The sequence below is a fragment of the Pseudomonas sp. JL3 genome (genome assembly GCF_031570575.1).
Classification (GTDB): Bacteria; Pseudomonadota; Gammaproteobacteria; order Pseudomonadales; family Pseudomonadaceae; genus Aquipseudomonas; species Aquipseudomonas cucumis.
This window is the reverse complement of sequence record NZ_JAKWJK010000011.1, coordinates 1-20,619: the sequence shown is the minus strand read 5'-3', so window position 1 is coordinate 20,619 and position 20,619 is coordinate 1. Positions and strand designations below refer to the sequence as shown.

Sequence of the window (20,619 nt, the reverse complement as noted above, 5' to 3'; positions counted from 1 at the left end):
ACCCAATAAAAAAGCCCCCGCTAAGCGGGGGCTTTTTCAACTATCGAAGCTTACTCAAAAAAGAGCTTACTCGATGATTTTGGCTACGACGCCAGCGCCGACGGTACGACCGCCTTCACGGATAGCGAAACGCAGACCGTCTTCCATTGCGATGGTCTTGATCAGGGTGACAACCATTTTGATGTTGTCGCCTGGCATTACCATTTCAACGCCTTCCGGCAGTTCGCAGTTACCAGTCACGTCAGTTGTACGGAAGTAGAACTGTGGACGGTAGCCTTTGAAGAACGGAGTGTGACGACCGCCTTCTTCTTTGCTCAGAACGTAGACTTCAGCTTCGAACTTGGTGTGCGGCTTAACCGAACCTGGCTTAACCAGAACCTGGCCACGCTCAACGTCGTCACGCTTGGTACCACGCAGCAGAACGCCGCAGTTCTCGCCAGCACGACCTTCGTCGAGCAGCTTACGGAACATTTCAACACCGGTGCAGGTGGTGACGGTGGTGTCACGCAGACCAACGATTTCCAGTGGATCCTGAACCTTGACGATACCGCGCTCGATACGGCCAGTTACAACAGTACCGCGACCGGAGATCGAGAATACGTCTTCGATTGGCATCAGGAACGGCTTGTCGATAACACGGACCGGATCTGGGATGTAGCTATCCAGAGTCTCAACCAGTTTACGAACGGCAGTGGTGCCCATTTCGTTGTCGTCTTGGCCGTTCAGAGCCATCAGAGCCGAACCGATGATGATCGGAGTGTCATCGCCCGGGAAGTCGTAAGTGCTCAGCAGATCGCGCACTTCCATCTCAACCAGTTCCAGCAGCTCAGCGTCGTCAACCATGTCAGCCTTGTTCAGGAAGACCACGATGTACGGAACGCCAACCTGACGGGACAGCAGGATGTGCTCACGGGTTTGAGGCATCGGACCATCAGCGGCCGAGCAAACCAGGATAGCGCCGTCCATCTGAGCAGCACCGGTGATCATGTTCTTCACATAGTCAGCGTGACCTGGGCAGTCAACGTGAGCGTAGTGACGGATCAGCGAGTTGTATTCAACGTGCGCGGTGTTGATGGTGATACCACGAGCCTTTTCTTCCGGAGCGCTGTCGATCTTGTCGAAAGCAACAACGGCCGAACCGAAAACTTCGGAGCAGACGCGAGTCAGAGCAGCGGTCAGCGTGGTTTTACCGTGGTCGACGTGACCGATGGTGCCAACGTTGACGTGCGGGAGGGTACGGTCAAATTTTTCTTTAGCCACGACAATTAACTCCTAGCCTAAAGGGGCTGAATCAGCCTTGTTTTTTGGTAACGGTTTCGACGATGTGCGACGGAGCCGTATTGTATTTTTTGAATTCCATAGAGTAGCTTGCGCGACCTTGGGACATGGAACGGACGTCAGTTGCATAACCGAACATCTCGCCCAGCGGAACTTCGGCACGAATTACTTTGCCGGAGACCGTGTCTTCCATACCCAGGATCATGCCGCGACGACGGTTAAGGTCGCCCATCACGTCACCCATATAGTCTTCAGGCGTAACAACCTCTACCGCCATGATCGGCTCAAGCAGCTCACCACCACCCTTCTGGGCCAGTTGCTTGGTCGCCATGGAAGCAGCCACCTTAAACGCCATCTCGTTGGAGTCGACGTCGTGGTAGGAACCATCAAACACGGTAGCCTTCAAGCCGATCAGCGGATAGCCGGCGACGACGCCGTTCTTCATCTGCTCTTCGATGCCCTTCTGGATAGCCGGGATGTATTCCTTAGGAACCACACCACCCACTACTTCGTTCAGGAATTGCAGACCTTCCTGACCTTCGTCAGCAGGAGCAAAACGAATCCAGCAGTGACCGAACTGGCCACGACCGCCGGACTGACGAACGAACTTGCCTTCAATTTCGCAGCTCTTCGTGATGCGCTCACGGTACGAAACTTGAGGCTTACCGATGTTGGCTTCGACGTTGAACTCACGGCGCATCCGGTCAACTAGGATGTCCAGGTGCAACTCGCCCATGCCGGAGATGATCGTTTGACCAGTCTCTTCATCAGTCTTGACGCGGAAAGACGGGTCTTCCTGAGCAAGTTTGCCCAGAGCGATACCCATTTTTTCCTGGTCGTCCTTGGTCTTAGGCTCTACGGCAACCGAAATAACCGGCTCCGGGAAGTCCATGCGAACCAGGATGATTGGCTTGTCAGCGTTGCACAAAGTCTCACCAGTGGTGACATCCTTCATGCCGATCAAGGCCGCGATGTCACCAGCGCGTACTTCCTTGATCTCTTCACGGGCGTTTGCGTGCATTTGCACCATACGACCCACGCGCTCTTTCTTGCCTTTAACCGAGTTGATAACGCCGTCGCCGGAGGCCAACACGCCCGAGTAAACCCGAACAAAGGTCAAGGTACCCACGAATGGGTCGGTAGCGATCTTGAACGCCAGAGCCGAGAACGGCTCGCTGTCGTCTGCGTGACGCTCCATCTCCTTGGTCTCGTCATCCGGGTCAGTACCCTTGATGGCAGGAATGTCGGTAGGAGCCGGCAGGTAGTCGATCACGGCGTCGAGAACCAGGGGAACACCCTTGTTCTTGAAGGAAGAACCACAAACAGCCAGAACGATCTCACCAGCGATAGTACGCTGACGCAGAGCGGCCTTGATTTCCGCGTTGGTGAGCTCTTCACCTTCGAGGTACTTGTTCATCAGCTCTTCGCTGGCTTCGGCCGCAGCCTCAACCATGTTGCCGCGCCACTCGTCAGCCAGTTCCTGCAGTTCAGCAGGGATAGGCTTGCGAACTGGAACCATGCCCTTGTCAGCATCATTCCAGTAAACAGCTTCCATGGACATCAGATCGATCTGACCCTGGAAGTTGTCTTCGGAACCGATGGCCAACTGGATTGGCACCGGAGTGTGACCCAGACGCTGCTTGATCTGACCGATCACGCGCAGGAAGTTGGCACCAGCACGGTCCATCTTGTTTACGTAAACAAGACGTGGAACGCCGTATTTGTTGGCTTGACGCCATACGGTTTCCGACTGAGGCTCAACACCCGAGGTGCCGCAGAACACAACGACCGCGCCGTCGAGAACACGCAAGGAACGCTCAACTTCAATAGTGAAGTCAACGTGGCCCGGGGTGTCGATGACGTTGAAGCGGTATTGGTCCTTGTGCTGCTTCTCGGAACCCTGCCAGAAGGCGGTAATGGCAGCAGAAGTAATGGTAATACCACGCTCCTGCTCCTGCACCATCCAGTCTGTGGTCGCGGCGCCGTCATGCACCTCGCCCATTTTGTGACTTTTGCCAGTGTAAAAAAGGACGCGCTCGGTGGTGGTGGTTTTACCAGCATCCACGTGAGCAACGATACCAATGTTACGGTAGCGGTTAATCGGTGTAGTACGAGCCATAAAGCCCTCGCAAAATTAGTGACGCTAAAATTAGAAGCGGTAGTGCGAGAAAGCCTTGTTGGCTTCAGCCATACGGTGCACGTCTTCACGCTTCTTAACTGCAGCACCTTTGCCTTCGGCAGCGTCCAACAGTTCGCCAGCCAAACGCAGAGCCATAGACTTCTCGCCGCGCTTACGGGCGAAGTCTACCAACCAGCGCATTGCCAGAGCGTTACGACGGGACGGACGAACTTCGACCGGAACCTGGTAAGTAGCACCGCCTACACGGCGCGACTTCACTTCGACCAGCGGAGCGATGGCGTCGAGAGCTTTCTCGAAGATTTCCAGGGGATCGCTGTTCTTGCGTTCTTTAACCTTTTCCAGCGCGCCATAAACGATACGCTCGGCAACGGCTTTCTTGCCGCTTTCCATTACGTGGTTCATGAACTTGGCCAGAATCTGGCTGCCGTATTTTGGATCGTCAAGCACTTCGCGCTTGGCTGCTACGCGTCTTCTTGGCATGGATAAGCCCTCAAACGGTCTTCAGGTTCGCTCGGAATCGGTGCCCTTTCGGGACGCCTCCGACCTTACTCTTATCGACTCAGAAAAATAGAAAATCAGTTCTTACAAAAAGCCACTACTACTTAGGCTTTTTGGTACCGTACTTCGAACGACCCTGGTTACGACCTTTAACGCCGGAAGTATCCAAAGAACCGCGTACGGTGTGGTAACGAACACCTGGCAAGTCTTTTACACGACCGCCGCGGATCAGTACCACGCTGTGCTCTTGCAGGTTGTGGCCTTCACCACCGATGTACGAGGAAACCTCGAAACCGTTGGTCAGACGCACACGGCATACTTTACGCAGTGCCGAGTTAGGTTTTTTCGGCGTGGTGGTATACACACGGGTGCATACGCCACGACGTTGCGGGCAGTTCTGCAGCGCAGGCACGTCGGATTTCTCGACGATACGCTTACGCGGCTGACGTACCAGCTGGTTGATAGTTGCCATCTACTAGCTCCACTGTTGTCTTGCGACGCTATTGTCTTGCAAGAAAAGCAAAATGGCAGGAACGAATTCCCGCCAAATTTAGGGGTACAAGAGTCTAAAGAGGATCTTGTCCCCAGTCAAGGCAAGGCCCCGACCTCCCCGCTCATCCAACCTCGACAAATTGTCTCGATTCGATGAACGGAACGGCCAGGGCCTTACGCTCATTTATCGCAGAACTCAGTTACCGCTTGAGTTCAGCGCTTCGGTCAGTGCAGCTTCCACTTCACTGGCGCTTACGCGCAACGGTTTGTCAGCATCACGACGGCGCTTACGCTCACTGTGATAAGCCAGACCGGTACCCGCCGGGATCAGACGACCCACGACTACGTTTTCTTTCAGGCCGCGCAGGTAATCGCGCTTGCCGGTTACCGCCGCTTCGGTCAGTACGCGGGTGGTTTCCTGGAAGGAAGCCGCCGAAATGAACGATTCGGTGGACAACGACGCCTTCGTGATACCCAACAGCACGCGAGTGAACTTGGAAACGAATTTCTCGTCGCCAGCCAGACGCTCGTTCTCTACCAGAACGTGAGTCAATTCCATCTGGTCGCCCTTGATGAAACTGGAATCGCCGGATTCAGCGATTTCAACTTTACGCAGCATCTGACGCAGGATGGTCTCGATGTGCTTATCGTTGATCTTCACGCCTTGCAGACGGTAAACGTCCTGGATCTCGTTCACGATGTACTTGGCCAGCGCACTCACACCCAGCAGACGCAGGATGTCGTGTGGATCGCTCGGACCGTCGGAGATAACTTCGCCGCGGTTTACCTGTTCGCCTTCGAAGACGTTCAGGTGACGCCACTTCGGAATCAGCTCTTCGTACGGATCGCTACCGTCGTTCGGGGTGATAACCAGACGGCGCTTGCCTTTGGTCTCTTTACCGAACGCGATGGTGCCGCTGACTTCAGCCAGAATCGACGCTTCTTTCGGGCGACGGGCTTCGAACAAGTCGGCAACACGCGGCAGACCACCGGTGATGTCACGGGTCTTCGAAGTCTCTTGCGGAATACGAGCGATAACATCACCGATCGCGATTTTCGCACCATCCGCAACACCGACCAGGGCGTTGGCTGGCAGGAAGTACTGAGCGATAACGTCAGTGCCTGGCAGCAACAGATCCTTACCGTTGTCATCAACCATCTTCACAGCAGGACGGATATCTTTGCCGGCAGCTGGACGGTCTTTGGCGTCGAGTACTTCAATGTTGGTCATACCGGTCAATTCGTCAGTCTGACGCTTGATCGTGATGCCTTCTTCCATGCCCACGTAGGTCACGGTACCTTTCATTTCGGTAACGATTGGGTGAGTGTGCGGATCCCACTTGGCCACGATTGCGCCAGCGTCGACCTTGTCACCTTCTTTAACCGAAATCACAGCACCATACGGCAGCTTGTAACGCTCGCGCTCACGACCGAAGTCATCAGCGATCGCCAGCTCACCGGAACGGGACACAGCAACCAGGCAACCATCCACTCGCTCAACATGCTTCAGGTTATGCAGACGGACGGTACCGCCATTCTTCACCTGAACGCTGTCGGCTGCGGAGGTCCGGCTTGCCGCACCACCGATGTGGAAAGTACGCATGGTCAGCTGGGTACCCGGCTCACCGATGGACTGGGCAGCGATAACGCCGACCGCCTCACCGATGTTCACCTGGTGACCACGAGCCAAGTCACGGCCGTAGCACTTGGCGCAAATGCCGTAGCGGGTTTCGCAGCTGATCGGCGAACGCACGATCACTTCGTCGATGCTGTTCAGCTCGATGAACTCGACCCACTTCTCGTCTACCAGCGTGCCGGCAGGAACGATGATTTCTTCGGTACCTGGCTTGAATACGTCACGGGCAATGACACGACCCAATACGCGCTCACCCAACGGCTCGACAACGTCACCGCCTTCGATGTGCGGAGTCATTACCAGGCCATGTTCGGTGCCGCAATCGATCTCGGTCACAACCAGATCCTGCGCCACGTCTACCAGACGACGAGTCAGGTAACCGGAGTTCGCAGTTTTCAACGCGGTATCCGCCAAACCTTTACGAGCACCGTGAGTGGAGATGAAGTACTGAAGTACGCTCAAACCTTCACGGAAGTTCGCAGTAATCGGCGTTTCAATGATGGAACCGTCCGGCTTGGCCATCAGGCCACGCATACCGGCGAGCTGACGGATCTGAGCAGCAGAACCCCGTGCGCCCGAGTCGGCCATCATGTACATCGAGTTGAAGGACTCTTGGTCGACTTCGACGCCATGACGGTCGATGACTTTCTCTTTCGAGAGGTTGGCCATCATCGCCTTGGAAACTTCGTCGTTCGCCTTGGACCAAAGGTCGATTACTTTGTTGTACTTCTCGCCCTGGGTTACCAGGCCGGAGGCGTACTGACTTTCGATCTCTTTCACTTCGTCGGTGGCTGCACCGATGATGCGGGCTTTTTCATCCGGGATAACGAAGTCGTTAACACCGATGGAAACGCCGGAGATGGTCGAATAAGCAAAACCGGTGTACATCAACTGGTCAGCGAAGATCACGGTCTCTTTCAAACCAACCACGCGGTAGCACTGGTTGATCAGCTTGGAGATCGCCTTTTTCTTCATCGGCTGGTTGACGACGTCGTACGACAGGCCAGGTGGAACAACCTGGAACAACAGCGCACGACCAACAGTAGTGTCAACGATACGGGTGTTCTTGACGCTGCCACCATCACGATCGTTGACGGTTTCGTTGATCCGCACTTTGACCTTGGCGTGCAGTGCGGCTTCGCCGGCACGGAACACACGGTCAACTTCCTGCAGATCCGCGAACACACGACCTTCGCCCTTGGCGTTGATCGCTTCACGAGTCATGTAGTACAGACCCAATACAACGTCCTGCGACGGAACGATGATTGGCTCACCGTTGGCTGGCGACAGAATGTTGTTGGTCGACATCATCAACGCACGCGCTTCCAACTGGGCTTCCAGTGTCAGCGGTACGTGCACGGCCATTTGGTCGCCGTCGAAGTCGGCGTTGTACGCAGCACAGACCAGAGGGTGCAGCTGGATAGCCTTACCTTCGATCAGTACCGGTTCAAACGCCTGGATACCCAGACGGTGAAGGGTCGGTGCACGGTTGAGGAGAACCGGGTGTTCGCGAATCACTTCAGCGAGAACGTCCCAAACCTCTGGCAGCTCGCGCTCGACCATCTTCTTGGCAGCTTTGATGGTGGTAGCAAGACCACGCATTTCCAGCTTGCCGAAAATGAACGGCTTGAACAGCTCGAGAGCCATCTTCTTCGGCAGACCGCACTGGTGCAGACGCAGGGTCGGGCCAACGGTAATTACCGAACGACCGGAGTAGTCAACACGCTTACCGAGCAAGTTCTGACGGAAACGACCCTGCTTACCCTTGATCATGTCAGCCAGGGATTTCAGAGGACGCTTGTTGGAACCGGTGATAGCGCGACCACGACGACCGTTGTCGAGCAGTGCGTCGACGGCTTCCTGCAACATACGCTTTTCGTTGCGCACGATAATGTCCGGAGCGGACAGATCGAGCAGACGCTTCAAGCGGTTGTTACGGTTGATCACTCGACGATACAGATCGTTGAGGTCGGAAGTCGCGAAGCGACCGCCATCCAGCGGGACCAGTGGGCGCAGATCTGGTGGCAGAACCGGCAGAACGGTCAGCACCATCCACTCTGGCAGGTTGCCGGAACCCTGGAAGGCTTCCATCAACTTCAGACGCTTGGACAGCTTCTTGATCTTGGTTTCAGAGTTGGTTTGCGGAATTTCTTCACGCAGACGGCCAATCTCGTGCTCCAGGTCGATAGCGTGCAGCAGTTCGCGGACAGCTTCAGCCCCCATGCGAGCATCGAAATCGTCACCGAACTCTTCCAGCGCTTCGAAGTACTGCTCGTCGTTGAGCAGCTGACCTTTTTCAAGGGTGGTCATGCCTGGATCAATAACGACATAGCTCTCGAAGTAGAGAACGCGTTCGATATCACGCAGGGTCATGTCCATCAGCAAGCCGATACGGGACGGCAGCGATTTCAGGAACCAGATATGGGCAACTGGCGAGGCCAGCTCGATGTGCGCCATGCGCTCACGACGAACTTTTGCCAGCGCGACTTCAACGCCGCACTTCTCGCAGATCACACCACGGTGCTTCAAGCGCTTGTACTTACCGCACAGGCACTCGTAATCCTTTACCGGGCCAAAGATCTTGGCGCAGAACAGGCCGTCACGCTCAGGTTTGAACGTACGGTAGTTGATGGTTTCCGGCTTTTTAACTTCACCGAACGACCACGAACGGATCATCTCAGGCGATGCCAATCCAATACGGATGGCGTCGAACTCTTCGACTTGACCCTGGTTTTTCAGCAAATTCAGTAGGTCTTTCAAGGCCTTTCCTCCTGGCGGAGCAGAGAGCGGGCAATCCTGCCCCGCTCTCGATTCGCGTCACGTGTTATTCGGTTTCCAGATCGATATCGATGCCGAGGGAACGAATTTCTTTGATCAACACGTTGAAGGACTCGGGCATGCCCGGTTCCATACGGTGATCGCCGTCCACGATGTTTTTGTACATCTTGGTCCGGCCGTTCACATCGTCCGACTTCACTGTGAGCATTTCTTGCAGAGTGTAAGCAGCACCGTATGCTTCCAGTGCCCAGACCTCCATCTCCCCGAAACGCTGACCACCGAACTGTGCCTTACCACCCAGCGGCTGCTGGGTAACCAGGCTGTACGAACCGGTAGAACGAGCGTGCATCTTGTCGTCTACCAAGTGGTTCAGCTTCAGCATGTACATGTAGCCAACAGTAACCGGGCGCTCGAACTTGTTGCCGGTACGGCCGTCGGTCAGCTGCATCTGGCCGCTTTCTGGCAGGTCTGCCAGTTTCAGCATGGCCTTGATTTCGCTTTCCTTGGCGCCGTCGAACACTGGAGTGGCCATTGGCACGCCGCCACGCAGGTTCTTCGCCAGATCCAGGATTTCCTGGTCGGAGAAGCTATCCAGATCTTCGTTACGACCGCCGATCTGGTTGTAGATCTCGTCCAGGAAGGTGCGAAGTTCAGCAACTTTACGCTGCTCTTCTACCATCCGGTTGATCTTCTCGCCCAGACCTTTGGCCGCGAGGCCCAGGTGGGTTTCAAGGATCTGACCAACGTTCATACGCGAAGGTACGCCCAACGGGTTGAGGACGACGTCGACCGGGGTGCCATTGGCATCATGCGGCATGTCTTCAACTGGCATGATCACGGAGACCACACCTTTGTTACCGTGACGACCGGCCATCTTGTCGCCCGGCTGGATGCGACGACGGATTGCCAGGTAAACCTTGACGATTTTCAGCACGCCTGGAGCCAGGTCATCGCCCTGCTGCAGTTTGCGCTTCTTGTCTTCGAACTTGTCGTCCAGCAGACGGCGGCGATCAACGATGTAGGCCTGAGCCTTCTCGAGCTGCTCGTTCAGAGCATCTTCAGCCATGCGCAGCTTGAACCACTGACCATGCTCAAGACCGTCGAGAACTTCGTCGGTGATTTCCTGACCTTTCTTCAGACCGGCGCCGCCTTCGGCTTTGTGGCCGACCAGAGCGGAACGCAGACGTTCGAAAGTGGCGCCTTCAACGATACGGAACTCTTCGTTCAGATCCTTGCGGATCTCGTCGAGCTGAGTCTTCTCGATCGACAGTGCACGAGCATCACGCTCGACGCCGTCACGGGTGAAGACCTGTACGTCGATGACGGTACCCTTGGTGCCGGTAGGCACACGCAGAGAGGTGTCTTTAACGTCGCTGGCTTTTTCACCGAAGATGGCACGCAGCAGTTTTTCTTCCGGAGTCAGTTGGGTCTCGCCTTTCGGAGTGACCTTACCAACCAGGATGTCGCCTGCGCCAACTTCAGCACCTACGTAAACGATACCGGCTTCGTCCAGTTTGTTCAGTGCAGCTTCACCCACGTTCGGGATGTCTGCAGTGATTTCCTCAGGCCCAAGCTTGGTGTCACGTGCCACACAGGTCAGTTCCTGAATGTGGATCGTGGTGAAACGGTCTTCCTGAACAACACGCTCGGACAGGCAGATGGAGTCTTCGAAGTTGAAGCCGTTCCATGCCATGAACGCGATGCGCATGTTCTGACCCAGAGCCAGTTCACCCATATCGGTGGACGGACCATCGGCCATGATGTCGCTGCGCTGAACCCGATCACCCTTGCTCACCAGCGGACGCTGGTTGATGCAGGTGTTCTGGTTGGAGCGGGTGTACTTGGTCAGGTTGTAGATGTCGACACCAGCTTCGCCGGTTTCAACTTCGTCATCAGCAACACGAACCACAATACGGCTGGCGTCGACGGAATCGATCACGCCACCACGACGAGCCACGACGCAAACGCCGGAGTCACGGGCTACGTTACGCTCCATGCCGGTACCGACCAGCGGCTTGTCAGCGCGAAGCGTTGGTACAGCTTGACGCTGCATGTTCGAACCCATCAACGCACGGTTGGCGTCGTCGTGCTCGAGGAACGGGATCAGCGACGCAGCAACCGAAACTACCTGCTTGGGCGATACATCCATCAAGGTGACGTCTTCCGGCGCCTTAACGGTGAACTCGTTCAAGTGACGAACAGCTACCAGCTCGTCGATCAGGATTTTCTTGTCGTTCATCGTGGCCGAAGCCTGAGCGATCACGTGATCAGCTTCTTCGATGGCGGACAGGAATACGATCTCGTCGGTGACCAAAGCGTCTTTCACCACACGGTACGGGCTCTCGAGGAAGCCATACTGGTTGGTGCGCGCATAAGCAGCCAAGGAGTTGATCAGACCGATGTTCGGACCTTCCGGCGTTTCAATCGGGCATACACGACCGTAGTGAGTCGGGTGTACGTCACGCACTTCAAAGCCAGCACGCTCACGAGTCAAACCGCCAGGGCCGAGTGCAGAGACACGACGCTTGTGGGTGATCTCGGACAGCGGGTTGTTCTGGTCCATGAACTGGGAAAGCTGGCTGGAACCGAAGAACTCTTTCACCGCCGCAGCCACTGGCTTGGCGTTGATCAGGTCTTGCGGCATCAGGCCTTCGCTTTCAGCCATCGACAGACGCTCTTTGACCGCACGCTCAACACGCACCAGGCCAACGCGGAACTGGTTCTCGGCCATTTCGCCTACGCAGCGAACACGACGGTTACCCAGGTGGTCGATGTCATCGACGATGCCTTTGCCGTTACGGATGTCGACCAGAGTCTTCAGTACCGCGACGATGTCTTCTTTGCACAACACGCCCGAACCTTCGATCTCGGTACGACCGATACGACGGTTGAACTTCATCCGGCCGACCGCAGACAGGTCATAGCGCTCAGGGCTGAAGAACAGGTTGTTGAACAGGGTTTCGGCAGCGTCTTTGGTTGGCGGCTCGCCAGGACGCATCATGCGATAGATCTCGACCAGCGCTTCCAATTGGTTGCTGGTGGAGTCGATCTTCAGAGTGTCGGAGACGAACGGACCGCAGTCGATATCGTTGGTGTACAGAGTTTCGATGCGAACAACCTGAGCCTTGGCGATTTTTGCCAGGATTTCGGTGTTCAGCTCGGTGTTGCACTCTGCCAGGATTTCGCCGGTTGCCGGATGCACGATGACCTTGGCGGTAGTGCGACCCAGGACGTAGTCCAGAGGCACTTGCAGCTCTTTGATCCCTGCTTTTTCCAGCTGGTTGATGTGGCGAGCAGTAATACGACGACCTTGCTCGACAATAACCTTGCCTTTGTCATCCAGGATATCCAGGACAGCAATTTCACCACGCAGACGCTGAGGAACCAGTTCCAGGCTGAGGTTTTCACCTTGCACGTGGAAGACGTTGGTGGTGTAGAACGCATCCAGCACTTCTTCAGTGGTATAGCCCAGAGCGCGCAGCAGTACCGATGCAGGCAGCTTGCGACGACGGTCAATACGCACGAACACGCAGTCTTTCGGATCGAACTCGAAGTCCAACCACGAACCGCGGTAAGGAATGATGCGCGCGGAGTACAGGAGTTTGCCGGAGCTGTGCGTCTTGCCACGGTCGTGGTCGAAGAACACGCCCGGGGAACGGTGCAGCTGGGAAACGATTACACGCTCGGTACCGTTGATTACGAAGGTACCGTTTTCAGTCATCAGGGGGATTTCACCCATGTAGACTTCTTGCTCTTTGATGTCCTTGATCGCTTTGTTCGACGATTCTTTGTCGAAAATGATCAGGCGCACTTTTACCCGCAAAGGTACGGCGTAAGTTACACCGCGCAACACGCATTCTTTGACATCAAATGCCGGTTCGCCCAGGCGATAACCGACGTACTCCAGCGCAGCATTGCCGGAGTAGCTGATGATCGGGAAAACGGATTTGAAGGCCGCATGCAGGCCCACGTCGCGGAACTGATCTTTAGTCGCTCCCGCTTGCAAGAATTCACGATACGAATCCAGCTGGATGGCCAGGAGGTACGGCACATCCATGACGTCCGGCAACTTGCTAAAGTCCTTGCGGATACGTTTTTTCTCAGTATATGAGTAAGCCATCAGCGTTCCCCAGCTTGGTCACCTGCTTGTTTGGCCCCTCCCGACGGGAGCAGCCAGAAAATCGTGCAAACCCCATGGTTTGCGCCACCGCATCGGGTGGTTACAACTCGTTACCAGCACCGACCCAGTCGGCTGCCAATAACGGAAAAAGGCCGGTGGCAAGAGCCACCAGCCATCAGCCTTTCGCTTAACGCTCGGGCTGGAGGTGCAAAGTCGATGCTTACTTCAGCTCGACTTTAGCGCCTGCTTCTTCCAGAGTTGCTTTGGCTTTGTCAGCTGCGTCTTTCGAAACAGCTTCCAGAACCATCGCAGGAGCACCGTCAACTACAGCCTTGGCTTCTTTCAGGCCCAGACCGGTCAGTTCACGTACTGCCTTGATCACGTTAACTTTCTTCTCGCCAGCTTCGGTCAGCATGACGTTGAATTCAGTTTGTTCTTCAACAACGGCAGCAACAGCAGCTGGACCAGCGGAAGCAGCGGCAGCGGAAACGCCGAACTTCTCTTCCATGGCCTTGATCAGCTCAACGATTTCCAGAACGGATTTTTCGCCGATTGCTTCGATGATTTGGTCGTTAGTCAGAGACATGACTATAAATTCCTGTATTGGGGTGACAGCCTACGCGGCCATCGAAATAAACAATAAACGCTGAAAGGAGTCGCTCAGCCTTAGGCTGCGGCAGCTTCTTTCTGGTCGCGAAGGGCCGCCAGAGTACGAGCCAATTTGCTGGTTGCGCCTTGAATCACGCTCATCAGCTGAGAAATTGCTTCGTCACGGGTCGGCAGACTTGCCAGTACGTCGATCTGATTAGCTGCGAGGAACTTGCCCTCGAACGCAGCTGCCTTGATCTCGAACTTATCCTGACCTTTTGCGAATTCTTTGAAGATGCGAGCAGCAGCGCCCGGATGTTCTTTCGAAAATGCAATCAAGGTCGGGCCGGTGAACACGTCGTTGAGCACGTCATATTGAGTGCCAGCAACGGCGCGCTTGAGCAGGGTGTTACGTACAACACGTACGTAAACGCCAGCTTCACGAGCCTCTTTACGGAGTCCGGTCATAGCGCCAACTGTCACGCCGCGGGCATCAGCCACAACAGCAGACAGGGCAACATTGGCAGCCTCGTTGACTTCAGCGACGATGGCCTTCTTGTCTTCGAGTTTAATTGCCACGGGTTTAACTCCTGCTTGTTACCGTTTCATCCAACCGAAGCCGGATGTCGTTTTGGTGTCTGATTCGGTAAGGAACCGGGAGCACCATCTGCGTAGGCTTGGGGTTTAAGACTTGCGTCGCCTACGGTCTTGGATAGCCCCCGCCAGGCAGGGACCCCAATCTTTCAATTGACGCAATCGCTTGCGCCAACCTGTGTCTTACGCGTCGAGCGAGCCTTGGTCGATGACCAGACCTGGACCCATGGTGGTGCTCAGGGTAACGCGCTTGACGTAAATACCTTTCGAGGAAGCTGGCTTGATACGCTTCAGATCAGCGATCAGGGCTTCAACGTTTTCCTTCAGCTTGACGGCATCGAAGCCGACTTTGCCAACGGAGGTGTGGATGATGCCGTTTTTGTCGGTGCGATAACGAACCTGACCAGCCTTGGCGTTTTTAACCGCGGTAGCTACGTCTGGAGTTACAGTGCCGACTTTAGGGTTAGGCATCAGGCCGCGCGGGCCCAGGATCTGACCCAACTGACCCACAACGCGCATTGCATCCGGGGATGCGATAACTACGTCATAGTTCAGGTCGCCGCCTTTCATTTCGGCAGCCAGGTCGTCCATACCTACACGGTCAGCGCCGGCAGCCAGAGCGGCCTCAGCAGCTGGACCCTGGGTGAACACAGCAACGCGAACGGTCTTGCCAGTGCCGTGTGGCAGCACAGTAGCGCTACGAACAACCTGGTCAGATTTACGCGGGTCAACACCCAGGTTCACAGCAACGTCGAACGACTCGCTGAACTTTACAGTCGACAGCTCAGCCAGCAGAGCAGCAGCGTCTACAAAGTTGTAGGACTTGCCTGCTTCGATTTTGCCGGCGATAGCCTTTTGACGCTTGGTCAACTTAGCCATTACACACCCTCCACGTTAAGGCCCATGCTACGAGCAGAACCGGCGATAGTACGCACGGCTGCTTCCATATCAGCTGCAGTCAGATCCGCGTTTTTGGTTTTCGCGATTTCTTCCAGCTGAGCACGAGTCACGGTGCCAACCTTAACGGTGTTCGGACGAGCGGAACCGCTAGTCAGACCAGCAGCCTTCTTCAGCAGAACCGAAGCAGGTGTGGATTTGGTTTCGAAAGTGAAGCTACGGTCGCTATAGACAGTGATGATCACTGGAGTCGGCAGACCTGGCTCAATACCCTGAGTACGGGCGTTGAAAGCCTTGCAGAATTCCATGATGTTCACGCCGTGCTGACCCAGAGCAGGACCAACAGGTGGGCTTGGGTTAGCCTGAGCGGCCTTCACTTGCAGCTTGATGTAAGCGGTAATCTTCTTGGCCATGAGGCACTCCAATTACGGGTTCGAACGCCTCGAAAGGCTCCCCGGTTACTTGCGCGTTTATCCCAGTGACGACAAAACCCCACAGCCTAGGGCTGCGGGGTTGGGATGCTTGCTCAGCTAGACTTTTTCGACCTGGCTGAACTCTAGCTCTACCGGAGTAGAGCGACCGAAAATGAGCACTGCCACTTGGATCCGGCTCTTCTCGTAGTTAACTTCTTCAACCGTGCCAGTAAAATCAGCAAACGGCCCGTCATTGACACGTACCGACTCGCCCGGCTCGAACAACGTCTTCGGCTTCGGCTTGTCGCTACCGTCAGCAACGCGACGCAGAATCGCTTCTGCCTCTTTATCTGTGATCGGTGCAGGCTTATCAGCAGTACCGCCAATGAAACCCATCACCCGAGGAGTATCCTTGACCAAGTGCCAAGTACCCTCGTTCATGTCCATCTGGACCAGCACATAACCTGGGAAGAACTTGCGCTCGCTTTTGCGTTTCTGGCCATTACGCATTTCAACCACTTCTTCAGTGGGAACCAGAATTTCGCCAAAGCCATCTTCCATGCCAGCCAGCTTTACGCGCTCTACCAACGAGCGCATGACATGCTTCTCGTAACCGGAGTAAGCATGCACAACGTACCAACGCTTAGCCACGGGACACCCTTAGCCGACAATCAAGGAAACAAGCCAGCCGAGCAGGGAATCAAGCCCCCACAACAGCAACGCCATAACCAGAACAACAGCCACAACAATCAGCGTGGTCTGCGTGGTTTCTTGGCGAGTTGGCCATACGACTTTACGAATCTCGGTGCGAGCTTCCTTAACCAGTACAAAGAATGACTTGCCCTTGACTGTCTGCAAGCCTACAAAGGCAGCTACAGCAGCAATGACAAGCAAAGCAAGTACGCGGTACAGGATCGGCGAAGCAGAGTAATACTGATTGCCAACAACGCCAACAACCACCAAAGCGACTACTACTAGCCACTTGAGCAGATCGAAGCGAGAGCCTTGAGCTTCAGCTTTAGGAGTCATCTATGAAGATCCTGTGAAAAGAAAGCCAGACACACCAAGTGAATCTGGCAGGTCAGGAGGGAATCGAACCCCCAACCTACGGTTTTGGAGACCGTCGCTCTGCCAATTGAGCTACTGACCTAAAACAAAATCAGGCCGACCATTATGCCGGCCCGAAAAAGACATTACAACAACTTACTCGATGACTTTTGCTACGACACCAGCGCCGACGGTACGACCGCCCTCACGGATAGCGAAACGCAGACCATCTTCCATCGCGATGGTTTTGATCAGGGTAACGGTCATTTGAACGTTGTCACCTGGCATCACCATCTCAACACCTTCTGGCAGCTCGCAGTTACCAGTCACATCAGTTGTACGGAAGTAGAACTGTGGACGGTAGCCTTTGAAGAATGGCGTATGACGACCACCTTCTTCCTTGCTCAAAACATAAACCTCAGCAGTAAACTTGGTATGCGGCTTGACAGTGCCGGGCTTGACCAGAACCTGACCACGCTCAACATCATCACGCTTGGTACCACGCAGCAGAACGCCGCAGTTCTCACCTGCACGACCCTCGTCGAGCAGTTTGCGGAACATTTCAACACCAGTACAAGTAGTTTTGACAGTGTCGCGAAGACCAACAATCTCAACTTCTTCCTGGATGCGAACAATGCCACGCTCAACACGACCAGTCACGACAGTACCGCGACCAGAGATCGAGAACACGTCCTCGATCGGCATCAGGAACGGCTTATCGATAGCACGCTCAGGCTGCGGAATATAGCTATCCAGAGTCTCGACCAACCTCTTGACGGCGGTAGTACCCATCCCGTTATCATCTTGACCATTCAGCGCCATCAGCGCCGAACCAATGATGATTGGAGTGTCATCCCCCGGGAAATCGTAAGCGCTCAGCAGATCGCGCACTTCCATCTCAACCAGCTCTAGCAGCTCAGCGTCATCAACCATGTCAGCCTTATTCAGGAAGACAACAATGTACGGAACGCCAACCTGACGAGACAACAGGATATGCTCACGGGTTTGCGGCATCGGACCATCAGCAGCCGAGCAAACCAGAATCGCACCATCCATCTGCGCAGCACCGGTGATCATGTTTTTTACGTAGTCAGCGTGACCTGGACAGTCAACGTGCGCGTAGTGACGCACAGCCGAATCGTACTCAACGTGAGCAGTATTAATGGTGATACCACGAGCTTTTTCTTCTGGGGCGCTATCGATCTTGTCGAAGTCAACCTTTGCCGAACCGAACACTTCGGAGCAGACACGGGTCAGAGCGGCGGTCAAAGTCGTTTTGCCATGATCTACGTGACCAATGGTGCCAACGTTGACGTGCGGCTTGTTACGTTCGAACTTTTCCTTAGCCATCGAAATCACCCCTAGCAGAAGAATTAAGCAAGTACTATCAGCCATTAAAACAAAGGCAGATATTTTCATATCTGCCTTGTTATATGGAGCTCTTGAGCGGATTTGAACCGCTGACCTCACCCTTACCAAGGGTGTGCTCTACCAACTGAGCTACAAGAGCGTAACACTTTGCAGGACCTGCAAACTTGGAGCGGGTAGCGGGAATCGAACCCGCATCATCAGCTTGGAAGGCTGAGGTTCTACCACTAAACTATACCCGCGGAGCTTGCAGCTCTCGCTAAAAATGGTGGAGGGGGAAGGATTCGAACCTTCGAAGTCGTAGACGTCAGATTTACAGTCTGATCCCTTTGGCCGCTCGGGAACCCCTCCTAAGCGAGCCGGCATTCTATATCATGCCAGCCTTCTGTCAAGCATTTTCTCATTAAAAACCTGAGGTTAGCTGCGTTGACCTCGCCTCACACTGCCAACCGTTAAAGGTCTTCACTGCGAAGCGGGCGCCATTCTATGCAAACTATTCGGCGGGTGCAACCCCCTCGCACGGCATTATTTTATGTTTTAACTCATTGAATTCTTTGGAAAGGTTTTTTAGCTGCGAGTCATCTAGCCAACGCCGGCTTTCTGGTGCCACACGCACCCAGTAACCATCAGACTCGGCGGGAGCCCTCAGCAAGGACTCAAACTTGATTTCCATGCCACTCAATCGCCGCTCAACCGCCTGAGCCGCTTCCTGACGAGTAAAACCGCCAAGATAGAGGCATCCATCGTCTGCCTGGGCAGGCTTTCCTTTATCACGAGCCGCGTCAGTCGCTTCACTTAACAAGCGAATATCCTGCTGCGAGCCACGATACAAACTCAAGGGGGTTACATCTTTCGCGCGAAGCGGAGCCTCCTGTTGATGCCAGACGTAATAGAACACATTGAGAACAAGCAACAGCAGGAACAACCAACGCATAAAAACCTCAGGACAAGGGACACGCCATCGCCAAACCTACAAATACCAGGTCTGGAACCATCCTGGCCTCGGGCACAATCTCGGAGACCAGATCAGCATCCCCTCCAGTCAGGAAGACTGCGAAATCTTCTCCCCAATAGCTGCGCGCCAACTCTAACTGAGTCAGGACAAACCCTCTCAACATTAGCAAACAACCTCGCTCGACCGCCTCGACGGTTGTGCGCCCAGGAACAAGACTCTCCAAAGCGCGCTCGGCAGCAAGATCTCCATAGCGAATTCTACGGGTATGGGTGCGCAGCTGGTTGCGCATCAAAGCCATCCCCGGACAGATAAATCCTCCGAGATGCTCACCATCCCCCGCAATAAAGTCAGCCGTAACAGCCGTACCAAAGTCGAGCACCAGACAAGCACCCGAAGCCAGATGAAATCCTCCGAGCATTGCAAGCCAGCGATCAAGCCCTAGCCGCTCGAACTCCTCATAACCATTCCGAACCCCGGACATCTCCCGAGCCGGTGCCGCGCACACTACGGAAACGCCAAAAGCCTCGGCCAGCAGAGAAATCAGTGCACTGGTTTCTTCGGCAGTTCTGACACTGACCAAGCGACAATGTATGAGAGCGAGCCCCTTGAGCCCTTTCAAGCTCTCCAGCAATGCGAGATCCGAATCAACGACCCCCTCGCCAATCACCCGCCCGACATCCTCGCCGAGCACACGCCACTTGATGAAGCTGTTTCCACAATCGAGCTCAAGAATCATCACGCAACCTCAGGCTGAGCTCGCCACCACTAAAGACCTTCTCCACACCATTCACCTTCAAGCGCAAGGCACCCTGACCATCGATACCCAGCACCTCACCATCTATCTGACTAACACCGGCAATCAACGATACCGCCCGCCCCTGCCATAGATGATTTTGCTCCCACTCCGCCTGGATAGCCGGAAATCCGCCGCTCTGGTGGCGATTTAAATAGGTCTGGAGCATCAACCCTAACTCCGCAACCAGATGATTGCGATCAACAGCCTTACCCGACTCGAGGCGCATGGACGTCCATTGCTGATCAACCTCATCGGTCATCTGCATGTTCACATTTATTCCGACACCGATCACCACGTGACACACATCAGCAGGATCCCCCACCAACTCGAGCAGTATTCCAGCAATCTTTTGCTGCCCCACCAGAACATCATTCGGCCACTTCAACCCCACACCTGAAACACCAAGCCCTCGTAAGGCTTGCATTACGGCAAGCCCGACAACAAGACTCAAGCCTTCCAGCTGCCGCATCCCGCCATCAATGCGCAGTACCAGACTGTAATAGATGTTTTCCGCGAACGGGCTCACCCATTTGCGCCCACGCCGCCCACGACCGGCCGTCTGCCGCTCAGCGAGCACCAGAAATGGCGCAGGTTGGCCACGCTCGATAGCGCGCAAGGCTTCAGCATTGGTAGAGTCAATTGAATCGAAGACTAGAATAGGCCACTCGCAAGAAGGCACCCGCGCGCTTATTTCCGCAGGATCAAGCAGTGTCAACGGCGCAGCCAGTTGATAGCCGCGACCGCGCACTTTATGAATGGATAAACCGAGCTCAGCTTCCAAGTGCTGAAGCTGCTTCCATACAGCGCTACGACTGACGCCCAAGGCAGCACCCAGGGCTTGGCCCGAATGGAATCGACCATCCTTAAGAAGCTTTAACAACGTCAGCATGCAAGTCTCGCCTCACAATGAGGCCCGCATGATAGCCATGCCCCGGGCTGTTGCATAGAAACCCTACAAACGAGATTTTCCTGCGGACAAAAACAAAACCCCTACCTGCATACGCAGATAGGGGTTTCGG

General features: G+C 54.9%; 16 protein-coding genes and 4 tRNA genes. All 20 read right to left on the bottom strand.

The annotated features are described in order from the left end of the window. Positions 1-66: 66 nt before the first annotated feature. Complete coding sequence (tuf, locus tag MMG91_RS18485) at positions 67-1,260, bottom strand: elongation factor Tu (RefSeq protein ID WP_007896660.1); 1,194 nt, start codon at positions 1,258-1,260, stop codon at positions 67-69. Between the two features lie 31 nt (positions 1,261-1,291). Beyond that, positions 1,292-3,397 carry an elongation factor G gene (gene fusA, locus MMG91_RS18480; protein ID WP_007896659.1) on the bottom strand — a complete coding sequence of 702 codons (2,106 nt, stop codon included), beginning with the start codon at positions 3,395-3,397 and terminating at the stop codon, positions 1,292-1,294. A 30-nt stretch (positions 3,398-3,427) separates the two neighbouring features. After that, positions 3,428-3,898, bottom strand: coding sequence for a 30S ribosomal protein S7 (gene rpsG / locus MMG91_RS18475; protein ID WP_002555493.1), 471 nt, complete (start codon positions 3,896-3,898; stop codon positions 3,428-3,430). Between the two features lie 118 nt (positions 3,899-4,016). Further along, positions 4,017-4,388 carry a 30S ribosomal protein S12 gene (gene rpsL / locus MMG91_RS18470; RefSeq protein ID WP_002555494.1) on the bottom strand — a complete coding sequence of 124 codons (372 nt, stop codon included), beginning with the start codon at positions 4,386-4,388 and terminating at the stop codon, positions 4,017-4,019. 216 nt (positions 4,389-4,604) lie between these two features. Further along, a complete protein-coding gene (gene rpoC, locus MMG91_RS18465) occupies positions 4,605-8,804 on the bottom strand; it encodes a DNA-directed RNA polymerase subunit beta' (protein ID WP_007896632.1) in 4,200 nt (1,399 codons plus the stop codon). A 64-nt stretch (positions 8,805-8,868) separates the two neighbouring features. After that, a complete protein-coding gene (gene rpoB / locus MMG91_RS18460) occupies positions 8,869-12,942 on the bottom strand; it encodes a DNA-directed RNA polymerase subunit beta (RefSeq protein ID WP_305447107.1) in 4,074 nt (1,357 codons plus the stop codon). Positions 12,943-13,162: 220 nt separating this feature from the next. Further along, on the bottom strand, positions 13,163-13,528 hold the full coding sequence (rplL, locus tag MMG91_RS18455) for a 50S ribosomal protein L7/L12 (protein ID WP_008073881.1): 366 nt from the start codon (positions 13,526-13,528) through the stop codon (positions 13,163-13,165). Between the two features lie 80 nt (positions 13,529-13,608). After that, positions 13,609-14,109 carry a 50S ribosomal protein L10 gene (rplJ, locus tag MMG91_RS18450; RefSeq protein ID WP_007896629.1) on the bottom strand — a complete coding sequence of 167 codons (501 nt, stop codon included), beginning with the start codon at positions 14,107-14,109 and terminating at the stop codon, positions 13,609-13,611. A 198-nt stretch (positions 14,110-14,307) separates the two neighbouring features. Next, positions 14,308-15,003 (bottom strand): 50S ribosomal protein L1, encoded by a 696-nt coding sequence (gene rplA, locus MMG91_RS18445; RefSeq protein WP_007896626.1) that lies wholly within the window; start codon positions 15,001-15,003, stop codon positions 14,308-14,310. Further along, positions 15,003-15,434 (bottom strand): 50S ribosomal protein L11, encoded by a 432-nt coding sequence (rplK, locus tag MMG91_RS18440; protein ID WP_008008888.1) that lies wholly within the window; start codon positions 15,432-15,434, stop codon positions 15,003-15,005. The genes rplA and rplK overlap by 1 nt, the downstream gene beginning before the upstream one ends. Positions 15,435-15,551: 117 nt before the next feature. Then, positions 15,552-16,085 carry a transcription termination/antitermination protein NusG gene (gene nusG / locus MMG91_RS18435; RefSeq protein ID WP_007896622.1) on the bottom strand — a complete coding sequence of 178 codons (534 nt, stop codon included), beginning with the start codon at positions 16,083-16,085 and terminating at the stop codon, positions 15,552-15,554. Between the two features lie 9 nt (positions 16,086-16,094). Further along, complete coding sequence (gene secE / locus MMG91_RS18430; RefSeq protein ID WP_007896620.1) at positions 16,095-16,463, bottom strand: preprotein translocase subunit SecE; 369 nt, start codon at positions 16,461-16,463, stop codon at positions 16,095-16,097. A 45-nt stretch (positions 16,464-16,508) separates the two neighbouring features. After that, a tRNA-Trp gene (locus MMG91_RS18425) sits at positions 16,509-16,584 on the bottom strand. A 53-nt stretch (positions 16,585-16,637) separates the two neighbouring features. Further along, positions 16,638-17,831, bottom strand: a complete 1,194-nt coding sequence (tuf, locus tag MMG91_RS18420; RefSeq protein WP_310660418.1) for an elongation factor Tu — start codon at positions 17,829-17,831, stop codon at positions 16,638-16,640. A gap of 84 nt (positions 17,832-17,915) precedes the next feature. Next, positions 17,916-17,991: transfer RNA gene (locus MMG91_RS18415), tRNA-Thr, on the bottom strand. 26 nt (positions 17,992-18,017) lie between these two features. Next, positions 18,018-18,091 (bottom strand) — tRNA-Gly (locus MMG91_RS18410). Between the two features lie 24 nt (positions 18,092-18,115). Continuing rightward, a tRNA-Tyr gene (locus tag MMG91_RS18405) sits at positions 18,116-18,200 on the bottom strand. A gap of 142 nt (positions 18,201-18,342) precedes the next feature. Further along, complete coding sequence (locus MMG91_RS18400) at positions 18,343-18,783, bottom strand: hypothetical protein (RefSeq protein ID WP_305447108.1); 441 nt, start codon at positions 18,781-18,783, stop codon at positions 18,343-18,345. Between the two features lie 7 nt (positions 18,784-18,790). Then, positions 18,791-19,540, bottom strand: coding sequence for a pantothenate kinase (locus tag MMG91_RS18395; protein WP_310660342.1), 750 nt, complete (start codon positions 19,538-19,540; stop codon positions 18,791-18,793). Next, positions 19,530-20,489 carry a bifunctional biotin--[acetyl-CoA-carboxylase] ligase/biotin operon repressor BirA gene (gene birA, locus MMG91_RS18390; RefSeq protein ID WP_310660341.1) on the bottom strand — a complete coding sequence of 320 codons (960 nt, stop codon included), beginning with the start codon at positions 20,487-20,489 and terminating at the stop codon, positions 19,530-19,532. The genes MMG91_RS18395 and birA overlap by 11 nt, the downstream gene beginning before the upstream one ends. Between the last annotated feature and the right edge of the window lie 130 nt (positions 20,490-20,619).

Excerpts from the sequence above, each read along its gene's own strand:
- fusA (WP_007896659.1), bottom strand. The coding sequence starts at position 3,397 with ATGGCTCGTACTACACCGATTAACCGCTACCGTAACATTGGTATCGTT.
- rpsG (WP_002555493.1), bottom strand. The coding sequence starts at position 3,898 with ATGCCAAGAAGACGCGTAGCAGCCAAGCGCGAAGTGCTTGACGATCCA.
- rpsL (WP_002555494.1), bottom strand. The coding sequence starts at position 4,388 with ATGGCAACTATCAACCAGCTGGTACGTCAGCCGCGTAAGCGTATCGTC.
- rpoB (WP_305447107.1), bottom strand. The coding sequence starts at position 12,942 with ATGGCTTACTCATATACTGAGAAAAAACGTATCCGCAAGGACTTTAGC.
- rplL (WP_008073881.1), bottom strand. The coding sequence starts at position 13,528 with ATGTCTCTGACTAACGACCAAATCATCGAAGCAATCGGCGAAAAATCC.
- rplA (WP_007896626.1), bottom strand. The coding sequence starts at position 15,003 with ATGGCTAAGTTGACCAAGCGTCAAAAGGCTATCGCCGGCAAAATCGAA.
- rplK (WP_008008888.1), bottom strand. The coding sequence starts at position 15,434 with ATGGCCAAGAAGATTACCGCTTACATCAAGCTGCAAGTGAAGGCCGCT.
- secE (WP_007896620.1), bottom strand. The coding sequence starts at position 16,463 with ATGACTCCTAAAGCTGAAGCTCAAGGCTCTCGCTTCGATCTGCTCAAG.
- tuf (WP_310660418.1), bottom strand. The coding sequence starts at position 17,831 with ATGGCTAAGGAAAAGTTCGAACGTAACAAGCCGCACGTCAACGTTGGC.
- MMG91_RS18400 (WP_305447108.1), bottom strand. The coding sequence starts at position 18,783 with ATGCGTTGGTTGTTCCTGCTGTTGCTTGTTCTCAATGTGTTCTATTAC.
- MMG91_RS18395 (WP_310660342.1), bottom strand. The coding sequence starts at position 19,540 with ATGATTCTTGAGCTCGATTGTGGAAACAGCTTCATCAAGTGGCGTGTG.
- birA (WP_310660341.1), bottom strand. The coding sequence starts at position 20,489 with ATGCTGACGTTGTTAAAGCTTCTTAAGGATGGTCGATTCCATTCGGGC.